The sequence below is a fragment of the Roseobacter sp. S87 genome (genome assembly GCF_055693285.1).
Window position 1 is genome coordinate 3,505,301 of record NZ_JBVFTR010000004.1, and the last position, 17,870, is coordinate 3,523,170.

Genomic DNA, 17,870 nt, shown 5'->3' on the forward strand with positions numbered 1-17,870 from the left:
GATGTCACAGGTCCAGATCTGACCGTTCATAGACATGCCGTCCAGTGTCTGACGGCAGCGCTTTTTTCAGCGCCCAGAAATGGCGTACTTCTTTCATGCCCATCTGCGGATTGTCGGCCAGAAAATCGCGCGTGTACTGATTGAACTGATTGTGGTGCGCAATCTCTGACTGAAACCCCGGCTGCGCTTCTTCGGCCTTCATGCGGTGGTACTCAACAACCGCATCAGCCAGCGTTTTGCCGGTATTGGTCTTCATCCAGTTCATGAAGGCGATGTTGAACTTAAACCCCGGATCCGCGTGCTTCCTGAAAAACCGGCGCACATTCTGTGAGTTCCGGTAGCTGTCTGTAATAATGGTTTCAGGAGTCAGATCGGCACTGTGCCAGTCGAATTTCGACTTTGGAGCCGTGCGGTTATCACCGGGCCAGAGTGTCTCGCCGGTGTCCAGAAAATGCGCCAGCCTGTCCAGAATTGTGAATTTACCGCCGGTGTGCCGTAGGCCACAGGCTCTGGCGTGCTCTTCCAGTTCCGGCTTCAGCCAGTACCACCGGCGCAGCTCGGTGCCTGTCGTGATGTCTGCAATTGCAGGTCGCTGGTCCGGCGTCTTTCCCATACGCCGGAAATAGCCGTGGCAAGGCCGTGTTCAAGGCGCGCCGGTCGGTGTCTGGTTGGGCTTTGACTTGCTCCGGTCGAGGCCCAACTGCCGTTCGCGCCAGATGATCAGGACACCGCCCGCGATCACCAGGGCCGCACCAATGATGATCGGGCCTGTGGGGATTTCATCAAAGACCACATACCCAATGATGCCCGCGAAGATCATGGAGGCGTAGTCAAACGGTGCCAGCATCGATGCGCCGCCAAAACGATAGGATGAGGTGACCATGATCTGGGCCACACCGCCCACAAGACCCGCCGAGATCAGCAGGCCAATGACCCAGCCCGGCGGCACCACCCACAGCAGCGCGGGGTGGCCGAAAACAAGACCAACAGGCATGCTGAGCAGCGCGATGCAGCTGGCGGTCACAGAGAAATAAAAGACAATAGCAGCGGTATGATCCGTCTGAACCAGCCTGCGTACGTGGATCTGCACCAGTGCCCGCAGCACAGAGGCGGCCAGAACCATCAGCGCGCCCGCCGTGGCTGCGGCCGAGAGCGAGTCCGGGCCGACACTCAGGCGCGGGGCGATCACGATGAGCACCCCGATCAGGCCAAGCCCGACAGCAGACAATCTGAACACCCGGATGCGTTCCCCGAGAAAGAGTGCTGCGAAAATCACCGCAAAGATCGGTGTTGCATATCCGATTGCCGTCACTTCGGGCAGGGGCAGCAGGCCGAGTCCGGCAAAGGTGAGGCCCATTGCTGTTGTGCCGAAGAGGCCGCGCCAGACGTGCCCCATCAGGTTTGACGGGATCAGACCGTAGCGCAGCTGGCCCCTTTGCCAGAGCCAGAGCGTGATCACGGGGATTGCAAAAAACGATCTGAAGAAGACGGCCTGGCCCGGCGGAACTTCGTCCGAGATGGCCTTGATGATGGCGGCCATCACCATAAAAAGAAAAACCGCTGCCAGCTTGAGAGCAATGGCGCGGCCGGGTCTGTTCTGGGTCAGGTCAGAGGGCATAGAGGCTCTTTGCGCCTCTGCCGGGCAAAGATCAAGCGCCGCCAGGGACTACGGCGCCCAATCTGTTGAAACATTAATTCAGTGCGGCAACACCAAGCGGCACGGAAAACTTCAGGCACCAGATGTAAATCTCGTTGTAATCATCGAGGTTTACAGAGGCCGGGACGATGTAGGTCTGTGTTCCTGCGAGTTTCTGCAGTGCGCCAAGATCTGTCCCGGTTGCATATTCGCCGTCCCTGCCGAAGCCGACCCGCGGATCGGGCGCGCCATCCAGGGAAAAGTCTTCGTGCAGGGTGACAGTCGCTGTGCCGTCATCGTTGCGTTCAATGGTGACCTTGCCGGTTGTGATGTGGTCGCTTGCTCCGGTGAAAGTACCGGATGGCCCGGCCTGTGCGCCGAAAGTGGCCAGAGCAGTGAGGCCTGCGACAAGTATAGCAGTGATGAGGTTTTTCATTTTACTGTCCTTCCGAGTGGTTCCGATGGACCCCAGATAGGATTCGGAACTGACCGGTACAATACACAAAACTGTGATTGTGTATCGATCAGTTCCGAATTATGTATGCGCTGACATCTGAAATGAGGTTGCAATGGCACGCCCCAGGGAATTCGACACAGAGGACGCAATCCGGAAAGCCGCCGGCGTGTTCTGGACAAAAGGCTATGAGGAAGCGTCGCTGCCTGATCTGCTGGAAGGGATGGAGCTGACCCGTGGCAGTCTTTACAAGGCATTCGGTGACAAAAAGTCTCTCTATCTGCGGGTGCTCGATTATTATGGCAAGGTTGCGGTCGACAAAGCTGTTGCCCAGCTGACGGATCCCAGTGTGCCGGATGGGCGCCGCCGTATTCTTGGGCTGTTTAAGGGTATTGTTCAGGCTGTCCGGGATGGGGACCGGCGCGGTTGTCTGCTGTGCACCGCTGCGGCGGGCAGTGAGATGTCGGATCCGGAAATTGCGGCGGCCGTGAATAATGGCCTGCGCCGGATCCGCGATGCGATGGCCGTCGCCCTGTCGGTGTCACCGCTGCACGATACACTGCAGACCGATGCCCGCGCGACGCTCGCCAATGTTCTGCTGACGCAATACATCGGTTTAAGGGTTCTGGCGCGATCATGCCTGCCACTGGGTATTGTCGAGCAGAGTGGTCGCGGCATCGAAGAGCTGCTCAGGGCGCGCTGATCCTGTTCAGCCGATGTGACCCTGGTTTTCACCGACCTGACCACGGTGCAGCAGCAGGTGATCCAGCAGGACACAGGCCATCATTGCCTCACCAACGGGCACGGCCCGGATGCCGACACAGGGATCGTGGCGGCCTTTTGTGATGATCTCGGTGTCCTCACCCTGTCTGGTGATCGTTTTCCGTGTGGTCAGGATGCTGGAGGTCGGTTTGACCGCGAAACGGACTACGATGTCCTGACCCGTACTGATGCCACCCAGAATCCCACCCGCATGGTTGGAAGAATAGACCGGCCCGTCCGGACCCATCGAAATCTCATCAGCGTTCAGTTCACCCGTCAGCATGGCAGCTGACATGCCCTCGCCAATTTCCACGCCCTTGACGGCGTTGATGCTCATCATGGCCGCGGCAAGATCAGTGTCCAGCTTGCCGTAGACCGGCGCGCCGAGGCCTGCGGGCACGCCTCGTGCGACAACTTCAATGACCGCGCCGACCGAACTGCCGGATTTGCGCAGCCCATCCAGATACGCCGCCCAGTCTGTTGCGGCCTGCGCGTCCGGCACCCAGAACGGGTTTTCGTCAATCTGCGCCCAGTCGAACCGGTCCCGGTCTATCCCGTGGGCACCCATGCGGGTCATATACCCTTTGATCTCCAGCGCGGGTACGAGTGAGCGGAGCGCTGCGCGCGCGAGACCACCTGCCGCCACGCGGGCAGCGGTCTCGCGCGCGCTCGACCGCCCGCCGCCGCGATAATCGCGGATGCCGTATTTCTGGAAATAGGTGATATCCGCATGTCCCGGACGGAATTTGTCTTTGATGTCGCCGTAATCCTTGGACCGCTGGTCGGTATTCTCGATCATCAGCTGAACCGGCGTGCCGGTCGTTTTTCCCTCAAAGGTCCCGGACAGGATTTTCACCTCATCGGCTTCGCGGCGCTGTGTCGTGTATTTGTTCTGACCCGGTTTGCGCTTGTCCAGCCAGTGCTGGATCGACGTTTCGTCGATCTCCACGCCCGGAGGGCAGCCATCCACGGTCGCACCCAGAGCCGGCCCGTGGCTTTCACCCCAGGTCGTGACACGGAAAAGGTGGCCAAAACTGTTCATCGACATGCATTCGCTCCTCTGGCCCCGCTGCTTACCGGCGCAGGCGGCGCGCCTCAAGACCTTATCGCTTGCCAATCCCGGGGCGGCGCATTACGTCTGACCACACCTCGGGGGGCCAACCTGGCTGAGATGCGTTTCACGCGGACCCGTAGAACCTGAACCGGTTAAGACCGGCGGAGGGAAGGTTGACCTGATCATCCTCTTTCGCCGTCTGACGCATTTGAAAAGGAATGATCATGCGTAAGACTACAGCAATTGCAGCTACCCTGCTCTGTGCCAGCCAGGCCTGGGCGGACACACCCGTCCTCACCGTATATGCGGGCGACTATTTCACATCCGAATGGGGCCCCGGCCCGATGATTGAGGAAGGCTTTGAGGCTTTCTGCGAGTGTGATCTGGAGTGGTCCACCGGCGACCTGCTGCCGCGTCTGCTGCTGGAAGGCGAGCGTACGAAGGCGGATGTTGTGATTGGCCTGACTTCTGACGTCACGGCCAAAGCCCGCGCAACGGGTCTTTTCGGAACCCACGGCCAGGACAACAGCGCGCTGACCCTGCCGGTTGACTGGACGGATGATACCTTCCTGCCGTTCAACTACGGCCACACAGCTTTCATCTATAATGAAACCCTGATGGACAATCCGCCGGCCAGCTTCGAAGAGATGCTGGCGCTGCCCGATGATGTGAAGATCGTCATTCAGGACCCGCGTACTTCTATTTCGGGCCTGGCACTCGTGCTCTGGGTGCAGGCCGTTTACGGCGACAGAGCTGATGAAGCCTGGGCGCAGCTGGCGCCGAAGATCCTGACGGTCACCAAGGACTGGTCCACCAGCTATGGCATGTTTACCGACGGTGAAGCCGACATGGTGCTGAGCTACACCACGTCGCCCGCGTATCATATGTTCGCTGAAGAGGATTTCACCAAAAAGGCGGCAATCTTCCCGGAAGGTCATTACTTTATGGTCGAAACGGTGGGCAAAGTGGCCAGGACCGAAGAGCCCGAGCTGGCGGATGCGTTCATGGCTTACGTGATGTCCGGTGATTTCCAGTCGATGATCCCGACGGCCAACTGGTCCCTCCCGGCAGCACTGCCCAAAGACAAATGGCCCGAAGGGTGGTCGCAGCTGAACCTGCCGGAAAACGTTCTTTTCTACAGCGAAGCCGAGGCCACTGAGCTTCAGGCACAGGCCATTGAAACATGGCGCTCAGCGCTCAGCCAGTAACAGGACGATCCGGAATGATTGCCGCGGCGCTGGTCGTCGCGGCGGTTGTTCTGGCCTTTGTGGGCATCGGTCTGCGCGCGGAGCCTGGCGGTGGTTTCGGCCCCGCCGACTGGGCGGCGATACGGTTTACCCTTTTTCAGGCGACGCTGTCTGCTGTCTTTTCGGTTGTGCTTGCGGTGCCGCTCGCCCGTGCGCTGGCCAGGCGCGACATGCCGGGCAAAGGTCTGCTGATTACCCTTCTGGGGGCACCATTCATTCTGCCGGTTATCGTCGCGGTGCTCGGTCTGCTGGCAATCTTCGGACGCAACGGGCTGCTCAACCAGGCGCTGGGCGCTGTCGGTCTGCCGGAAGTGTCCATTTACGGTCTGCACGGTGTCGTGCTGGCCCATGTGTTTTTCAATCTGCCCCTGGCGACGCGTTTGCTGCTGCAGGGCTGGCAGAGCATTCCGTCTGAGCATTTCCGTCTGGCCGCACAGCTCGATCTGCCGCCCCGGATGGTGTTTCATACCCTGGAATGGCCGATGATCCGGCGCATTCTGCCGGGTGCCGCGGCCCTGATCTTTGTCATCTGTCTGACCAGTTTTGCAGTGGCGCTCACACTGGGCGGCGGCCCGCGCGCCACAACGATTGAGCTCGCCATCTATCAGGCCTTCCGTTTCGAGTTTGACCTGTCACGGGCCGCTTTTCTGTCTGTGGTGCAGCTCTTTCTGGCCGGGAGTGCCGCGGTGCTGGCCCTGCGGATTATCCCCGATATCCCCATGGGCGCAGGCATGGACCGCAGCATCACCCGTTATGATGCGCGCCCTGGTGTGCAAAGATGGCTTGATGGCCTTGCGATTATGCTGGGCGCGCTTTTCCTGCTTGGCCCTTTGACCGCAGTGACCCTGTCCGGGCTCGCCGGATTGGTGCACGTGCCGGCCACTGCATGGTCTGCTGCTTTCACATCCCTCTGGGTCGCGGCGCTGAGTGTCGTGGTCATGCTGGCGCTGGCGCTACCACTGGCCGGGTGGATCGCGATCCGCGAAAAGGGGAGTGCAGAGGCCATTGGGCTGATCGGTCTGTCGGCCTCGCCGCTGATGCTGGGCGTTGGCTGGTTCATTCTGATCAACCCCATCGCGGATCCGGTGGCGCTGTCATTGCCCGTGACGGCGGTGGTCAATGCGCTGATGGCCCTGCCGTTTGCTCTGCGCATAATCGTGCCGGGCGTTCGCGATGCGCTGCAGGGCTACGGACGGCTCTGCGTCACGCTGGGTATCCGTGGCATACAGGCCTGGCACTGGCTGGTTCTGCCACGCGCGCGCCGGCAGATCGGATTTGCCGCTGGGCTGACCGGGGCGCTGTCGGTCGGGGATCTGGGTGTGATTGCGCTCTTTTCCGATCCGGACCGCACGACTCTGCCACTGCAGATGTACCGCCTGATGGGGGCTTACCGCACAGAGGCCGCTGCCGGCGCGGCGCTGTTGCTGCTGGTGATGGCGCTTGGTGTGTTCTGGATATGTGACCGCGGAGGACGCTGGCATGCTGAAACTTGAAGCCCTGCGGATTGAGCAGGGGTCCTTTGCCCTGACGGCAGATATGACTGTCCCGGCAGGTCACCGTGTGGCGGTGATCGGGCCATCAGGCGCGGGCAAGTCCACGCTGCTTGGTGCGGTCAGCGGTTTTGTTCCGCTGGCAGCCGGACGGATCACACTGGATGGTGCGGATATCACCGGCGCAGCCCCAGGGGCGCGGGCCATTTCCATGCTGTTTCAGGACAACAATCTCTTTCCGCATCTGACGCTGACGCAGAATGTTGGTCTGGGGCTGCGCCCGGCCCTGCGGCTCACAGCCGAGGAACATACACGGATTGCGCTGGCGCTCGACCGGGTTGGTCTTGCGGGTATGGAGGCGCGCAGACCCGGGGCGCTCTCAGGTGGACAGCAGAGCCGCGCAGCACTTGCGCGCATTCTGGTGCAACAGCGACCGCTGGTACTGCTGGATGAGCCCTTTGCGGCGCTGGGCCCCGCGCTGCGGCGCGAGATGCTCGATCTGGTGCGTGACCTGGCCACGGAAACCGGGGCGACCATGATGATGGTCACCCACGCGCCGGAAGACGTCGCGCGTATCGCAGATGACGTTGTGTTTGTCGAAGGCGGTGTGGCGCATCCGCCCGAACCGGCAGCAGCGTTGATGAACAACCCACCGCCGGCCCTGCGCGCCTATCTCGGCTAGGCCGCTCTGACTGTCAGCGCCTCGCGCGCGCGCAGGATTCCAAGTGCCGCCTGTGCCGCCTCACGCCCCTTTGTGACAAAGTGCTCGCGGTAGATCGCATTGTGGTGGTCAGTCTCCTGGTAATGATGCGGTGTCAGCGACACCGACAGCACCGGCACCCCGGTGTCCAGCCCGGCCCGCATCAGCCCGTCGACCACCGATTGCGCCACAAAATCATGACGATAGATGCCGCCATCAACGACAAATGCCGCGCAGACTACGGCGGCATAGCGCCCGGATGCTGCCAGGTCGCGGGCCATCAGGGGCATTTCAAACGCGCCTGGCACGTCGAAGACATCGACCTGTCCGGCGGGTATCGTTTCCAGAAAACCATCAAGCGCGCGGTCCACGATGTCAGCGTGCCACTGCGCTTTGACGAAGGCATAACGGGTGTGTGTCATATCGATCTCCTTGTGTTCAGACACGTCCACCCAAGGCGATCACGGCCACGCGCAGGCGCTTTTGCCCCGCGGTAAGCCGCATTCTCTTTCATCCGGACTGTAACCGTCGGCTCCGGCGTCTCACCGGATCTGCTGACACCTCTCTCGTGAAAGGCCGCTCGCGGGCTCGCGGGTCCAGCCCGCATACCGCCGGTGGGGAATTCCACCCCGCCCTGAGAATGCGCCCAGCTTGTCAGCCGCTCAAAAACCCTGCAAGAGCAAATGCGACACTTTCAGAGAGCAGAGCGATGCACCCTAATCCGGTTTTCCACACACAGGACGCGCAGACCAACCTCGACTGGGCCCGTGAGCGTGCATTCGGTGTGATTGCAGTGGGCGGCGCGGATGGCCCATGGATGTCGCATATTCCGTTTCTGCTGGATGAGGATGGCGGATACGTCTGGCTGCATCTTCTGCGGTCCAACCCGATCGCGCGCGCGCTTAGACATGAACCTCTGGCCGCCCGTCTCGCTGTTTCCGGCCCGGACAGTTATGTGTCGCCTGACTGGTACGATGTGCCGGATCAGGTGCCGACGTGGAATTATGTGGCCGTGCATCTGACCGGGATGCTGGAAATGCTGCCGCAGGACCAGTTGCATGCTCTGCTGGATCGTCAGTCCGCACTGTTTGAAGAAAGGCTGCTGCCGAAACCCCCGTGGACGACCGGCAAAATGTCCGACGGGGTGATGGAGCGGATGATGCGCGCCATTGTGCCCTGCCGGATGCAGGTCACCGGTGTTGATGGCACATGGAAGCTCAACCAGAACAAACCGGATGACGTCCGGCTGCGGGCCGCCGATCATGTTGAGGCCTATGGACAGGGCACGGACCTGTCCGTTCTGGCGGCGCTGATGCGCGCGGCCGATGGACAGGGCTGAACGGTCTGCTAGGGTCGCGACGCAAACAAAGGGTACCGTCATGAAGCTTTTTCACTCACCGCTTTCTCCGTATGTGCGCAAAGTCGTCGTGCTGCTGCATGAACTCGACAGCGTTGACCGGGTGACACTGGAAACCATCGCGACCACGGCGTTTGCGTCCGATCAGGGGCTGGCTGCCGCGAACCCACTGGCAAAAATCCCCGCGCTCCAGCGTGATGACGGTGTGACGCTCTATGACAGCCGGGTCATCTGCGGTTATCTCAACGAACTGTTTGACGGATCGCTGTATCCGTCAGGGGCCGGCGTCTGGGAAAACCGAACGCTTGAGGCAACCGGAGACGGCATCATGGATTGCGCCGTTTCAATGGCTTACGAGCGCAAACTGCGCCCCGAAAACGAACAGTCGGATGACTGGGTCGAGGCACAGTGGACCAAAGTCAGCCGCGCTCTTCAGGCGCTGAACGGCCGCTGGATGGGTCATCTTGAGGGCCCGGTCAGCATGGCGCATATTTCCGTGGCCTGTGCGCTGTCTTATGTCGATTTCCGCCATGGTGCCCGGAACTGGCGCAATGGCAACGAAGCTCTGGCGTCCTGGCACGCCGCTTTTGATTCGCGCCCATCGATGCAGGCGACCCGCCCGCCGGCTGCCTGAATTCACACTAAATAAGGATTTGGCCTTTAGGCAGCGCCGAAATCGCGTATTCGGGGCCAGACTGCGACGGTTTGCGCGTCTAAGGTTACTGGACGAGTGGCCGCCACACGGCTACATACCCGGATCAGCAGGCTACGTGCGCGTGGCCGGTCGTGTACACAGGCCGCTAAAGGCCCATGAAATGGAGTGAACCCGTGTCGCATGCAGATGATCAGGAAGGCACCCGCAGGGATTTCCTTTACTACGCCACAGCCGGAGCGGGCGCAGTAACCGCAGGCGCTGCCATCTGGCCGCTTGTGAACCAGATGAACCCCTCTGCGGATGTTCTGGCGCTGTCGTCTATCCGCGTTGATGTGAGCGGTGTCGAACCAGGCACGCAGCTGACGGTAAAATGGCTTGGAAAACCTGTGTTTATCCGCCGCCGCACACCGGAAGAGATCGCCGAGGCGCGTGACGTTGATGTCGCCGATCTGCCTGATCCGCTGGCCGACAACGCAAACGTGCGGGCCGATGCCGATGCCGCTGATGAAAACCGCTCGCTCGATGAGGCCGGTGAATGGCTGGTGATGATGGGCGTCTGTACACACCTTGGCTGCGTTCCGCTGGGCGACGCCGGCGATTTCGACGGCTGGTTCTGCCCGTGCCACGGTTCGCACTACGATATTTCCGGCCGGATCCGTAAGGGCCCTGCGCCCCGGAACCTGCCCGTTCCTGTCGCCGAATTCGTCGACGAAACAACGATCAAACTGGGTTAAGGGAGAAACCTCATGGCTGGAATTCCTCACGACCATTACGAACCCAAGGCGAACTGGGAAAAGAGCCTGGCGAAGCGTCTGCCGATTATCGGCCTGATGTACGACACGCTGATGATCCCCACGCCCAAAAACCTCAACTGGATGTGGATCTGGGGCATCGTTCTGACGTTTGTTCTCGTTCTTCAGATTGTCACAGGCATTGTCCTGGTGATGCACTACACACCGCATGTCGATCACGCCTTTGCATCGGTCGAGCACATCATGCGTAACGTCAACGGCGGCTATATGCTCCGGTACATGCACCAGAACGGCGCGTCGCTGTTCTTTGTGGCGGTGTACGCACATATTTTCCGCGGTCTTTACTACGGTTCTTACAAGGCGCCGCGCGAGATCACGTGGATTATCGGCATGCTGATCTATCTGCTGATGATGGGTACGGCCTTTATGGGCTACGTGCTGCCCTGGGGTCAGATGTCCTTCTGGGGCGCGACCGTAATCACCGGCCTCTTTGGCGCTATTCCGTTCATCGGTGAAGCGCTGCAGACATGGCTGCTGGGCGGACCCGCGGTGGACAACGCAACGCTGAACCGTTTCTTCTCGCTGCACTACCTGCTGCCCTTCGTTATCCTGGGCCTCGTGATCGTGCACATCTGGGCGTTCCACACGACCGGCAACAACAACCCGACCGGGGTTGAGGTGCGCCGTACGTCCAAGGAAGAAGCAGAGAAAGACACGCTGCCTTTCTGGCCTTACTTCGTGATCAAGGACCTGTTCGCGCTGGCGGTTATCCTCGCAGTGTTCTTTGCAGTCGTCGGTTTCATGCCGAACTACCTCGGCCACCCGGACAACTACATTGAAGCGAATGCTCTGGCGACGCCCGCACACATCGTTCCGGAATGGTACTTCCTGCCGTTCTACGCGATCCTGCGCGCCTTTGATGATACCGTCTGGGTGGTGCAGATTGCATCCTTCCTGACCGGCGGCATCATCGATGCGAAGTTCTTCGGCGTGCTTGCAATGTTTGGCTCGATCGCTGTCATGGCGCTTGCGCCGTGGCTCGACACCTCTTCCGTGCGCTCTGCACGGTACCGCCCGATGCTCAAAATGTGGTTCTGGGTGTTCGTCGTGAACTTCTTCGTTCTGATGTGGGTTGGTGCGATGCCTGCCGAAGGCATCTATCCGATCATTGCTCTGATCGGTTCGGCCTACTGGTTTGCGTATTTCCTGATCATCCTGCCGCTGCTGGGTGTGATCGAAAAACCGCTGGCTCAGCCTGCAACCATCGAAGCAGACTTTGCTGCCAAGAAAGCAAAATCCGGCGCCGGTGAAACAGCCGCAACACCCGCGGAATAAAGGACACAAGAGATGTTTAAGAAACTTGCCCTTACCGCTGCTACTGTGCTCGCGCTGAGCACGGGTGCAGTTCACGCGGCCGGCAAAGCGGGTCATATCGAGGACTTTGACTTTTCGTTTGAAGGTCCCTTCGGAACATATGACCAAAACCAGCTGCAGCGTGGTCTTCAGATTTACACGGAAGTCTGCGCCGCCTGCCACGGTCTGAAGTTTGTGCCGATCCGGACGCTGTCTGACGAAGGTGGCCCGAATATGCCTGCTGATCAGGTGCGCGCCTATGCAGAGAACTATGAAGTTTTCGATGCAGAGCTGGACGATTTCCGCCCGGCACGCCCGGCAGACCATTTTCCGGAATCCGGTCTGGAGAACGCACCCGACCTGAGCCTCATGGCCAAGGCACGCGCTGGTTTCCACGGACCATATGGACTGGGTATCAACCAGTTCTTCAAGGGGATCGGTGGGCCGGAATACATTGCTTCGCTGCTGACCGGGTATACCGGAAAGGAGAAAGAGGAAGCCGGTGTTACTCTTTATGAGAACACAGCGTTCCCGGGTGGCTACATTTCCATGGCGCCGCCGCTTTATGACGAACAGGTTGAGTTCTCGGATGGCCACGCCAACGACATCCATCACATGGCAGAAGACGTTTCCGCATTTCTGATGTGGACCGCTGAACCCAAAATGATGGCGCGCAAGCAGGCTGGTTTTGCTGGTGTGCTGTTCCTGACAATTCTGTCGGTGCTGCTGTACCTGACAAACAAGCGTCTCTGGGCGCCGGTCAAGGGCAAGAAGTCCGCCTGATACACCGTCAGGACCTGAGTTAAAAAAACCCCCCGGCAGAAACTGCGCGGGGGGTTTTCCGTCTGTACCTTCAAAAAGAAGGCTAATTACAGACCCTGGGGAGAGTACAATTCAACCGGGAAACGTGCCTGCGTGCAATTGGCAGAAAATACTTGATAAACACGCATGTCCCACTCGGCTGTCTACTTAAATCCTTGTTACCACTGACACCTGAAATAAGGCGTCTACCCCTCACTCTCACTGACAATAACTAATTCTTAACCTCTGATAGAATCGCTGTATGTGATCCAGTTCACATTTGCGGCTGATAGTTTCCTTTTTCTTCCGAATTCCGTTCATTTCTCAGATGGATCCGGGGCGTTTGCGGATGTCGAAACCGCCGTCTCACCGGAGGGCGGTTTCTGTTCTTCAGCGGCGAAAGTAGGTGTCGTCGACCATTGCCTGCGCTGCGCGAAACTCACGGTCCGTTTCGATCAGCCAGCTGATCATGGCCCGGACGGGGGACTTCCTGCTGACTGAATTTTCCGGCTTTGGCGGGCTTTTTCCGGGGCGATGCATTTTGCAATCCTCTGTGTGCTGTGTTCCCTCGGGGAACCGAATCTACTGACTGCACCCAGAATGCCTCAAAGACAGAATCGCAGTATGTGAAACGCATCACATCCGATGCATTAAATCTGATGGAGATCGGCCATAATCTGCAGGGCATCGCGGTCCAGCACACGCACACCCCCTGCTGACATCAATCACGCCCGCCCGTTTCCACAACGACAACGTCTTGGATACGGCTTCGCGCGTTGCACCGACAAATTCAGCCAGTTCCGACTGCGACAACGCGAGCGTAGCCAGCTGTTCGGACCCGTCCAGCGTGAGATACAGGATCTTGCGCGCCAGCCGGGCCGGCATCGGCAGAAAAACCTGTTCATTAAGCTGACTGCTCATCCAGCGCATGCGTTCGCCGGCCAGCTGGATCATATCAATGCCAAGATCAGGCTTTTTGCGGATCGCAGCAATGACATCGGCGTTCTTCACGCCCCGGACACGCGATTTTTCCAGCGCAGTCACCGTCGCGGTGCGGGTGCCGGGGTCAAAAAGTGCGATCTCGCCAAACAAGGCACCTGGACGCATCACATCCAAGGAAAGCTTGCGGCCTTCCCGGGACAGGATGCTGAATTCCAGCGACCCGGAAACAATGGCGTAAAGCGCATCACCTGCGTCGCCCTGTTCAAAGAGCACTTCGCCTTCTGACAGGTCCACAACCGTGGACAACAGAATCCAGAAGCTCAGAAAGGTCTGAGGATGCGTTGGCCAGAAACCCGGTTTTGGGCAGTGATTTATTATCCATTGCGAACTCTGTGCTTCCCTGTGCAGGTGGAGCCGGCGACTGTTTCAGATGCAATGTGACGTCCCCCAAAAACCAGCAATACAGGCCGGTTCACAGGAAAAGGGAGAACACAGACCGTGTTGGTCTGAACTCTCAGATCTGCCATTCGCACTGATACAACTACCGGTACTCCCCACCAGTACCTAAAGACTAGCGAGGCGTGTAGAGCTTTGTCACGATATTTCTTGATATCCGGGCAGCGGATCAGGCGCGCAGCACACCGCTCTCTGTTTCTGCAATGTCGAGGGTGACAATGCTGCCCGTCGTCTGCGCCTGCTGCGTATGGACTTCGGCAAACTGTTCCGTGCGGCCCATGTTGGGGCCTTCCATAAGAACCTGGTGCTGCCGTCCAACCTGTGCCGCGAGATGCCGTGAAACCCTGGCCACGCCCGCCTCACGCAGTCTTGCCGCTCTTTCACGGATCGCCGTGCCATCTACAGCAGGCATCCGTGCTGCAGGCGTTCCTTTGCGCGGGGAATACGGAAAAACATGCAGCCATGTCAGGTCGCAGTCCTCAACCAGCGCCAGGCTGTTTTCAAACATGGGTTCCGTTTCCGTCGGAAAACCTGCGATTATATCGGCGCCGAAGGTCATGTCAGGCCGCAGCCGGCGGGCTTCCTCGGTGAACCGGATCGCGTCATCGCGCAGGTGACGGCGTTTCATTCTCTTGAGAATCAGATCATCACCGTGCTGCAAAGAGAGATGCAGATGTGGCATCAGGCGTGGTTCCGTGGCGATGGCCTGCATCAGGTTCTCGTCGGCCTCGATGCTGTCAATGGAACTGATCCTCAGGCGCGGCAGATCGGGCACCAGTCGCAGAATGCGCATGACCAGGTCACCCAGCCTCGGGTTCCCGGGAAGATCACCACCCCAGCTCGTCAGGTCGACACCTGTCAGAACGACTTCGTTGTACCCGCGGTCCACAAGCCGTTTGATCTGGTCCACCACGACACCTGCCGGAACCGATCTCGAATTTCCCCGTCCGTAGGGAATGATGCAGAACGTGCACCTGTGGTCACAACCGTTCTGGACCTGAACATAAGCGCGGCTGCGGGACCCGAAGCCATCGATCAGGTGCCCGGCGGTTTCCGTCACCGACATGATGTCATCCACCTGCAGCGCTTCTGTCTCGCCGATGAAATCCGCGGCCAGCCCCTGCCAGGTGCTGCTTTGCATCTTCTCCGTGTTGCCGATGACCGCGTCCACTTCCGGCATGGCGGTGAAGGTTTCGGGCTCGGTTTGCGCGGCGCACCCCGTGACAATCAGCCGGGCTTGCGGATTTTCACGCCGCAGCCGGCGGATATCCTTGCGCGCCTTTCGCACGGCTTCGGCGGTGACCGCACAGGTGTTGATGACAACGGCATTTTTCAGACCGGCTTCTTCTGCCAGTTCCTGCATGGCCGCCGTCTCATAGGCATTCAGGCGGCAGCCCATTGTCGAAAATACCGGCGCGTTCATACCAGGCTGTCCAGAAAGTCCCGGGTCAGATGACCGGAGAACACATGCATGGTGGGTCCTGTCATCCAGACACCGTCATTGCGCCAGTCGACATGAAGGGTACCGCCATCAAGGTCGATCTGAACCCTGCGCCCGGTCAGCCCGCGCCGTGCGGCGGCAACGGCTGTTGCACAGCTGGAGGAACCTGAGGCCAGGGTAATGCCGACGCCCCGTTCCCAGACCCGCATGCGCAGGTGATCTTGTCCCACAAGTGATGCCACCTGAACATTTGTGCGTTCCGGAAAAAGCGGATGATGCTCGTGTGCGGCACCAAACGCGGCCAGATCAATGGTATCTGCATCATCCACAAAGAACGTGCAGTGCGGATTGCCCATCCCTGTGGCTACAGGCGCGCCATCAACCGGAAGGCTGAGCGTGTCTATTTCGCGGGCGAGGGGGATATCTGACCACTCTGTCTGCGGTTGCCCCATGTTGACCGACGTGAGGCCATTGCCGGCATCAACGGCGTGCAGTGCGCCCCTGTCTGTGCTGAGTTCCAGAGTGTCCGCGCCGGTTTCCTGCATGACATAGCGTGCAATGCAGCGGGTTGCGTTTCCGCAGGCCGCCGACAGCGAACCATCCGCATTGTAGAAGGTCAGGTGCAGTCCGGAAGCACCTTTCGACATCACAGCAAGCTGATCAAAACCCACCCCGCGATGACGGTCACCCAGTGCCCGTGCCAGGGCTGCTGAAACGGGGATTTCATGCGCGCGTGCGTCCAGGACGACAAAGTCGTTTCCAAGCCCGTGCATCTTCATGAAGGGCAAACCGATATCATCTGCATCACGCATGGCGGCCATATAAGCCGCTGCGGCGAAACTATCCAGTATGTCCTTGCGAAAAGGCCGATTTGGGGCTTGACCCGGTCCCGGCACCTTTCTAAGTAGACCGCCTAGTGGGGCCGTTAGCTCAGTTGGTAGAGCAGCTGACTTTTAATCAGCGGGTCGCAGGTTCGAATCCTGCACGGCTCACCACTTTTCCCTTCAGAATAAGAACTTCAGCGCCGGCGGGGTTGAGCAGCGTTTGTGCCGGATGTCCTGTTGTCCGGGTTCCGGGACGGCAGCATTCCGGCTTCCCAGCGCGGTACGAAATTCATTCTGGTGCGCGACACTTCTACAAAGGGGCTTTTGTGCGCCGGCAACCCCGGAAAATCCGCTCTCTATCAGAAAGGGTTGACGCATTAATTTTTTCGCGCAACGGTAGAGCCCCATTTTTTTGATGACTTTTTGATTTTTGTTTTTTGGAGACAGCGCCGCTGTTTTTTCTGGTCGGCAATGGATTTATTGAGTGTTGCAAGCGTTAAGCGCAAGCTGAGCCACATTGAAGATACGTTTGGTCTGGAACAGGCCAGGGAAGCGGATACTGACCGTGTCAGCGGGGTCGACCGCTTTTTCTGGCTGAGGGCGTCAAAACGCCCCAGCGGAAGCCATCCGCGGTACGCATTCCGCTCCGGTCTTTCGCCGGACACTCCGGAAAGCTCCGGTCAGATCCGTGTCTGCAACCTGGTTCTGCAGGGCGGCGGTACACTTGGGTTGGCACACGCCGGTTTTGTGGCCGGCCTGGAACAGGCTGGTGTGCGGTTCCTGGGTCTTGCGGGAACCTCTGCGGGGTCAATCATTGCCATGGGTCTTGCCGCGATACGCGGACCGGATCTGGACAGGAAAACCTCTGAGGAACTGGCACGGCTTTCCAGTTCTGTGCCGATGGACAGTTTCATCGACGGGCCCCGACCGATCCGGATTTTCATCAAACGCGCGCTGAAACGCACGGGTATGTTCTCGCCCGGTTTCTGGCTTGCCGCTCTCGCGGCGGTGAAGAGACTGCGGGATCGCCGTGGACTGAATTATGGCGATGTTTTCGAGGCCTGGCTCGAAGAAGTGATGAGTGAGATGGATTTCGGGTCCATCGAGCAGCTAGACAGTGCATTGAAAGCGATCTGGGACGACATAGAAGAACTCACGGAACCTGACCTGGGAGATGGCATCCCTGCACCTATCTCTAGGAACGGCACTGGCGGCTCAAACGGCAGAAACGCACGCCACAGAGACCTGCTGCAGCTTGTCACTACGGCGATGCCCGTTGGCCTGAAGCTCACTCTCCCTCAGGATCTGAGCTACCTCGATCCGGAGTATCAGCGCGTCTCGCCTGCCCGTCTTGTGCGGACATCCATGTCGATCCCTGCGTTCTTCGAGCCCGTGACGATGCGGACCAACAAGTCCACCTGGCCCACCCAGGCGGGAGATTCGCTGGGTCATCTGTTGCCCGAGAACAGGCTGAATTTTTTCAAGGATCTGGACGAGCTGGTGTTTCTGGACGGTGGGCTGGTGTCAAACCTGCCCAGCGATTCTTTCCGTGAAGTTATGCGTGATGTGCCAACAATTGTTGTGCCGCTTTACGGGGACCAGAAAAACCCCGCCGTGACGGGGCGGCGCGCGTACAGGGATCTGCTGGGTGATGCTCTGTCATGCATTTCTGCAATCCGGCTGCAGCGTGACCGTGAGGTCTGGCAGCAGAACAAAGATCTCGGGGTTGAGTTCGAGCGCCTTGAGGAAGTGCGTGTCGAGCGACATGGAGGAGTAGCCCGGGTGTATCCGACACGGATGGCCGAAGTGAATACAGCCGACAAGGACTGGCTGAATTTTGTGATGACGGACAATGACAAGGCCGAACTCTTCCAGTCGGGGCTGGATGCGGCGCAGGAGTTCCTCGAAGAGCTCGACCGTCAGTCAGTTAAAAGGGATACGTGAAG

18 protein-coding genes, 1 tRNA gene, 1 pseudogene and 2 riboswitches are annotated in these 17,870 nt (G+C 59.3%); of the genes and pseudogenes, 11 read left to right on the forward strand and 9 right to left on the reverse strand.

Annotation, left to right across the window (positions count from 1 at the left end; translation table 11 throughout):
• Positions 1 to 4 precede the first annotated feature (4 nt).
• From ACZ1HA_RS18170 to ACZ1HA_RS18180, 3 genes are all read right to left on the reverse strand, one after another.
• Complete coding sequence (locus tag ACZ1HA_RS18170) at positions 5 to 613, reverse strand: DUF6434 domain-containing protein (RefSeq protein ID WP_472714900.1); 609 nt, start codon at positions 611 to 613, stop codon at positions 5 to 7.
• A 30-nt stretch (positions 614 to 643) separates the two neighbouring features.
• Positions 644 to 1,618: a DMT family transporter gene (locus ACZ1HA_RS18175; RefSeq protein WP_472714901.1), complete on the reverse strand. Its 975-nt coding sequence runs from the start codon at positions 1,616 to 1,618 to the stop codon at positions 644 to 646.
• A 73-nt stretch (positions 1,619 to 1,691) separates the two neighbouring features.
• Entirely contained in the window at positions 1,692 to 2,072 is a 381-nt protein-coding gene (locus ACZ1HA_RS18180; RefSeq protein ID WP_472714902.1) for a DM13 domain-containing protein, read from the reverse strand.
• A 133-nt stretch (positions 2,073 to 2,205) separates the two neighbouring features.
• On the opposite strand from ACZ1HA_RS18180, the gene ACZ1HA_RS18185 reads away from it, so the two are divergent.
• Positions 2,206 to 2,793: a TetR/AcrR family transcriptional regulator gene (locus ACZ1HA_RS18185; RefSeq protein WP_472714903.1), complete on the forward strand. Its 588-nt coding sequence runs from the start codon at positions 2,206 to 2,208 to the stop codon at positions 2,791 to 2,793.
• Between the two features lie 6 nt (positions 2,794 to 2,799).
• On the opposite strand, the gene aroC is transcribed toward ACZ1HA_RS18185, so the two are convergent.
• Positions 2,800 to 3,900 (reverse strand): chorismate synthase, encoded by a 1,101-nt coding sequence (aroC, locus tag ACZ1HA_RS18190; RefSeq protein ID WP_472714904.1) that lies wholly within the window; start codon positions 3,898 to 3,900, stop codon positions 2,800 to 2,802.
• A 92-nt stretch (positions 3,901 to 3,992) separates the two neighbouring features.
• Positions 3,993 to 4,093: riboswitch (TPP riboswitch) on the forward strand.
• A gap of 37 nt (positions 4,094 to 4,130) precedes the next feature.
• Between aroC and ACZ1HA_RS18195 the strand changes: the two genes are divergently transcribed.
• From ACZ1HA_RS18195 to ACZ1HA_RS18205, 3 genes are read left to right on the forward strand one after another with little or no spacing between them, the layout of a single operon-like run.
• Positions 4,131 to 5,114, forward strand: a complete 984-nt coding sequence (locus ACZ1HA_RS18195) for a thiamine ABC transporter substrate-binding protein (protein WP_472714905.1) — start codon at positions 4,131 to 4,133, stop codon at positions 5,112 to 5,114.
• Entirely contained in the window at positions 5,090 to 6,646 is a 1,557-nt protein-coding gene (locus ACZ1HA_RS18200) for a thiamine/thiamine pyrophosphate ABC transporter permease ThiP (RefSeq protein ID WP_472714906.1), read from the forward strand. The genes ACZ1HA_RS18195 and ACZ1HA_RS18200 overlap by 25 nt, the downstream gene beginning before the upstream one ends.
• On the forward strand, positions 6,633 to 7,325 hold the full coding sequence (locus ACZ1HA_RS18205; RefSeq protein WP_472714907.1) for a thiamine ABC transporter ATP-binding protein: 693 nt from the start codon (positions 6,633 to 6,635) through the stop codon (positions 7,323 to 7,325). The genes ACZ1HA_RS18200 and ACZ1HA_RS18205 overlap by 14 nt, the downstream gene beginning before the upstream one ends.
• On the opposite strand, the gene ACZ1HA_RS18210 is transcribed toward ACZ1HA_RS18205, so the two are convergent.
• Positions 7,322 to 7,771, reverse strand: coding sequence for a 6,7-dimethyl-8-ribityllumazine synthase (locus ACZ1HA_RS18210; RefSeq protein ID WP_472715349.1), 450 nt, complete (start codon positions 7,769 to 7,771; stop codon positions 7,322 to 7,324). The genes ACZ1HA_RS18205 and ACZ1HA_RS18210 overlap by 4 nt on opposite strands.
• Before the next feature lie 70 nt (positions 7,772 to 7,841).
• A riboswitch (FMN riboswitch) is annotated at positions 7,842 to 7,989 on the reverse strand.
• Positions 7,990 to 8,052: 63 nt separating this feature from the next.
• On the opposite strand from ACZ1HA_RS18210, the gene ACZ1HA_RS18215 reads away from it, so the two are divergent.
• From ACZ1HA_RS18215 to ACZ1HA_RS18235, 5 genes are all read left to right on the forward strand, one after another.
• Complete coding sequence (locus tag ACZ1HA_RS18215; protein WP_472714908.1) at positions 8,053 to 8,682, forward strand: FMN-binding negative transcriptional regulator; 630 nt, start codon at positions 8,053 to 8,055, stop codon at positions 8,680 to 8,682.
• Between the two features lie 40 nt (positions 8,683 to 8,722).
• A complete protein-coding gene (locus ACZ1HA_RS18220) occupies positions 8,723 to 9,334 on the forward strand; it encodes a glutathione S-transferase (protein ID WP_472714909.1) in 612 nt (203 codons plus the stop codon).
• Between the two features lie 194 nt (positions 9,335 to 9,528).
• Positions 9,529 to 10,089: a ubiquinol-cytochrome c reductase iron-sulfur subunit gene (petA, locus tag ACZ1HA_RS18225; RefSeq protein WP_375229282.1), complete on the forward strand. Its 561-nt coding sequence runs from the start codon at positions 9,529 to 9,531 to the stop codon at positions 10,087 to 10,089.
• Between the two features lie 12 nt (positions 10,090 to 10,101).
• Positions 10,102 to 11,442, forward strand: a complete 1,341-nt coding sequence (locus ACZ1HA_RS18230) for a cytochrome b (RefSeq protein WP_472714910.1) — start codon at positions 10,102 to 10,104, stop codon at positions 11,440 to 11,442.
• A gap of 12 nt (positions 11,443 to 11,454) precedes the next feature.
• A complete protein-coding gene (locus tag ACZ1HA_RS18235) occupies positions 11,455 to 12,243 on the forward strand; it encodes a cytochrome c1 (protein ID WP_375229280.1) in 789 nt (262 codons plus the stop codon).
• Between the two features lie 408 nt (positions 12,244 to 12,651).
• Here ACZ1HA_RS18235 and ACZ1HA_RS18240 read toward each other — a convergent pair whose 3' ends face one another.
• The 4 genes and pseudogenes from ACZ1HA_RS18240 to dapF all read right to left on the reverse strand — a co-directional run bounded on the left by ACZ1HA_RS18240 (position 12,652) and on the right by dapF (position 15,921).
• Positions 12,652 to 12,801 carry a hypothetical protein gene (locus ACZ1HA_RS18240; protein WP_436398298.1) on the reverse strand — a complete coding sequence of 50 codons (150 nt, stop codon included), beginning with the start codon at positions 12,799 to 12,801 and terminating at the stop codon, positions 12,652 to 12,654.
• Positions 12,802 to 12,911: 110 nt separating this feature from the next.
• A pseudogene (locus ACZ1HA_RS18245) lies at positions 12,912 to 13,585 on the reverse strand (Crp/Fnr family transcriptional regulator).
• A gap of 243 nt (positions 13,586 to 13,828) precedes the next feature.
• Complete coding sequence (gene mtaB, locus ACZ1HA_RS18250) at positions 13,829 to 15,082, reverse strand: tRNA (N(6)-L-threonylcarbamoyladenosine(37)-C(2))-methylthiotransferase MtaB (protein ID WP_472714911.1); 1,254 nt, start codon at positions 15,080 to 15,082, stop codon at positions 13,829 to 13,831.
• Positions 15,079 to 15,921: a diaminopimelate epimerase gene (gene dapF / locus ACZ1HA_RS18255; RefSeq protein WP_472714912.1), complete on the reverse strand. Its 843-nt coding sequence runs from the start codon at positions 15,919 to 15,921 to the stop codon at positions 15,079 to 15,081. Before dapF ends, mtaB begins: the two co-directional genes overlap by 4 nt.
• Positions 15,922 to 16,019: 98 nt before the next feature.
• On the opposite strand from dapF, the gene ACZ1HA_RS18260 reads away from it, so the two are divergent.
• A tRNA-Lys gene (locus ACZ1HA_RS18260) sits at positions 16,020 to 16,095 on the forward strand.
• Between the two features lie 309 nt (positions 16,096 to 16,404).
• A complete protein-coding gene (locus ACZ1HA_RS18265; RefSeq protein ID WP_472714913.1) occupies positions 16,405 to 17,868 on the forward strand; it encodes a patatin-like phospholipase family protein in 1,464 nt (487 codons plus the stop codon).
• Positions 17,869 to 17,870 lie beyond the last annotated feature (2 nt).

Bases quoted from the DNA above. Each gene is read 5' to 3' on its own strand.
- ACZ1HA_RS18170 (WP_472714900.1), bottom strand. From the start codon at position 613: ATGGGAAAGACGCCGGACCAGCGACCTGCAATTGCAGACATCACGACA.
- ACZ1HA_RS18175 (WP_472714901.1), bottom strand. From the start codon at position 1,618: ATGCCCTCTGACCTGACCCAGAACAGACCCGGCCGCGCCATTGCTCTC.
- ACZ1HA_RS18180 (WP_472714902.1), bottom strand. From the start codon at position 2,072: ATGAAAAACCTCATCACTGCTATACTTGTCGCAGGCCTCACTGCTCTG.
- ACZ1HA_RS18185 (WP_472714903.1), top strand. From the start codon at position 2,206: ATGGCACGCCCCAGGGAATTCGACACAGAGGACGCAATCCGGAAAGCC.
- aroC (WP_472714904.1), bottom strand. From the start codon at position 3,900: ATGTCGATGAACAGTTTTGGCCACCTTTTCCGTGTCACGACCTGGGGT.
- ACZ1HA_RS18195 (WP_472714905.1), top strand. From the start codon at position 4,131: ATGCGTAAGACTACAGCAATTGCAGCTACCCTGCTCTGTGCCAGCCAG.
- ACZ1HA_RS18200 (WP_472714906.1), top strand. From the start codon at position 5,090: ATGGCGCTCAGCGCTCAGCCAGTAACAGGACGATCCGGAATGATTGCC.
- ACZ1HA_RS18205 (WP_472714907.1), top strand. From the start codon at position 6,633: ATGCTGAAACTTGAAGCCCTGCGGATTGAGCAGGGGTCCTTTGCCCTG.
- ACZ1HA_RS18215 (WP_472714908.1), top strand. From the start codon at position 8,053: ATGCACCCTAATCCGGTTTTCCACACACAGGACGCGCAGACCAACCTC.
- ACZ1HA_RS18220 (WP_472714909.1), top strand. From the start codon at position 8,723: ATGAAGCTTTTTCACTCACCGCTTTCTCCGTATGTGCGCAAAGTCGTC.
- ACZ1HA_RS18230 (WP_472714910.1), top strand. From the start codon at position 10,102: ATGGCTGGAATTCCTCACGACCATTACGAACCCAAGGCGAACTGGGAA.
- ACZ1HA_RS18235 (WP_375229280.1), top strand. From the start codon at position 11,455: ATGTTTAAGAAACTTGCCCTTACCGCTGCTACTGTGCTCGCGCTGAGC.
- ACZ1HA_RS18240 (WP_436398298.1), bottom strand. From the start codon at position 12,801: ATGCATCGCCCCGGAAAAAGCCCGCCAAAGCCGGAAAATTCAGTCAGC.
- mtaB (WP_472714911.1), bottom strand. From the start codon at position 15,082: ATGAACGCGCCGGTATTTTCGACAATGGGCTGCCGCCTGAATGCCTAT.
- dapF (WP_472714912.1), bottom strand. From the start codon at position 15,921: ATGGCCGCCATGCGTGATGCAGATGATATCGGTTTGCCCTTCATGAAG.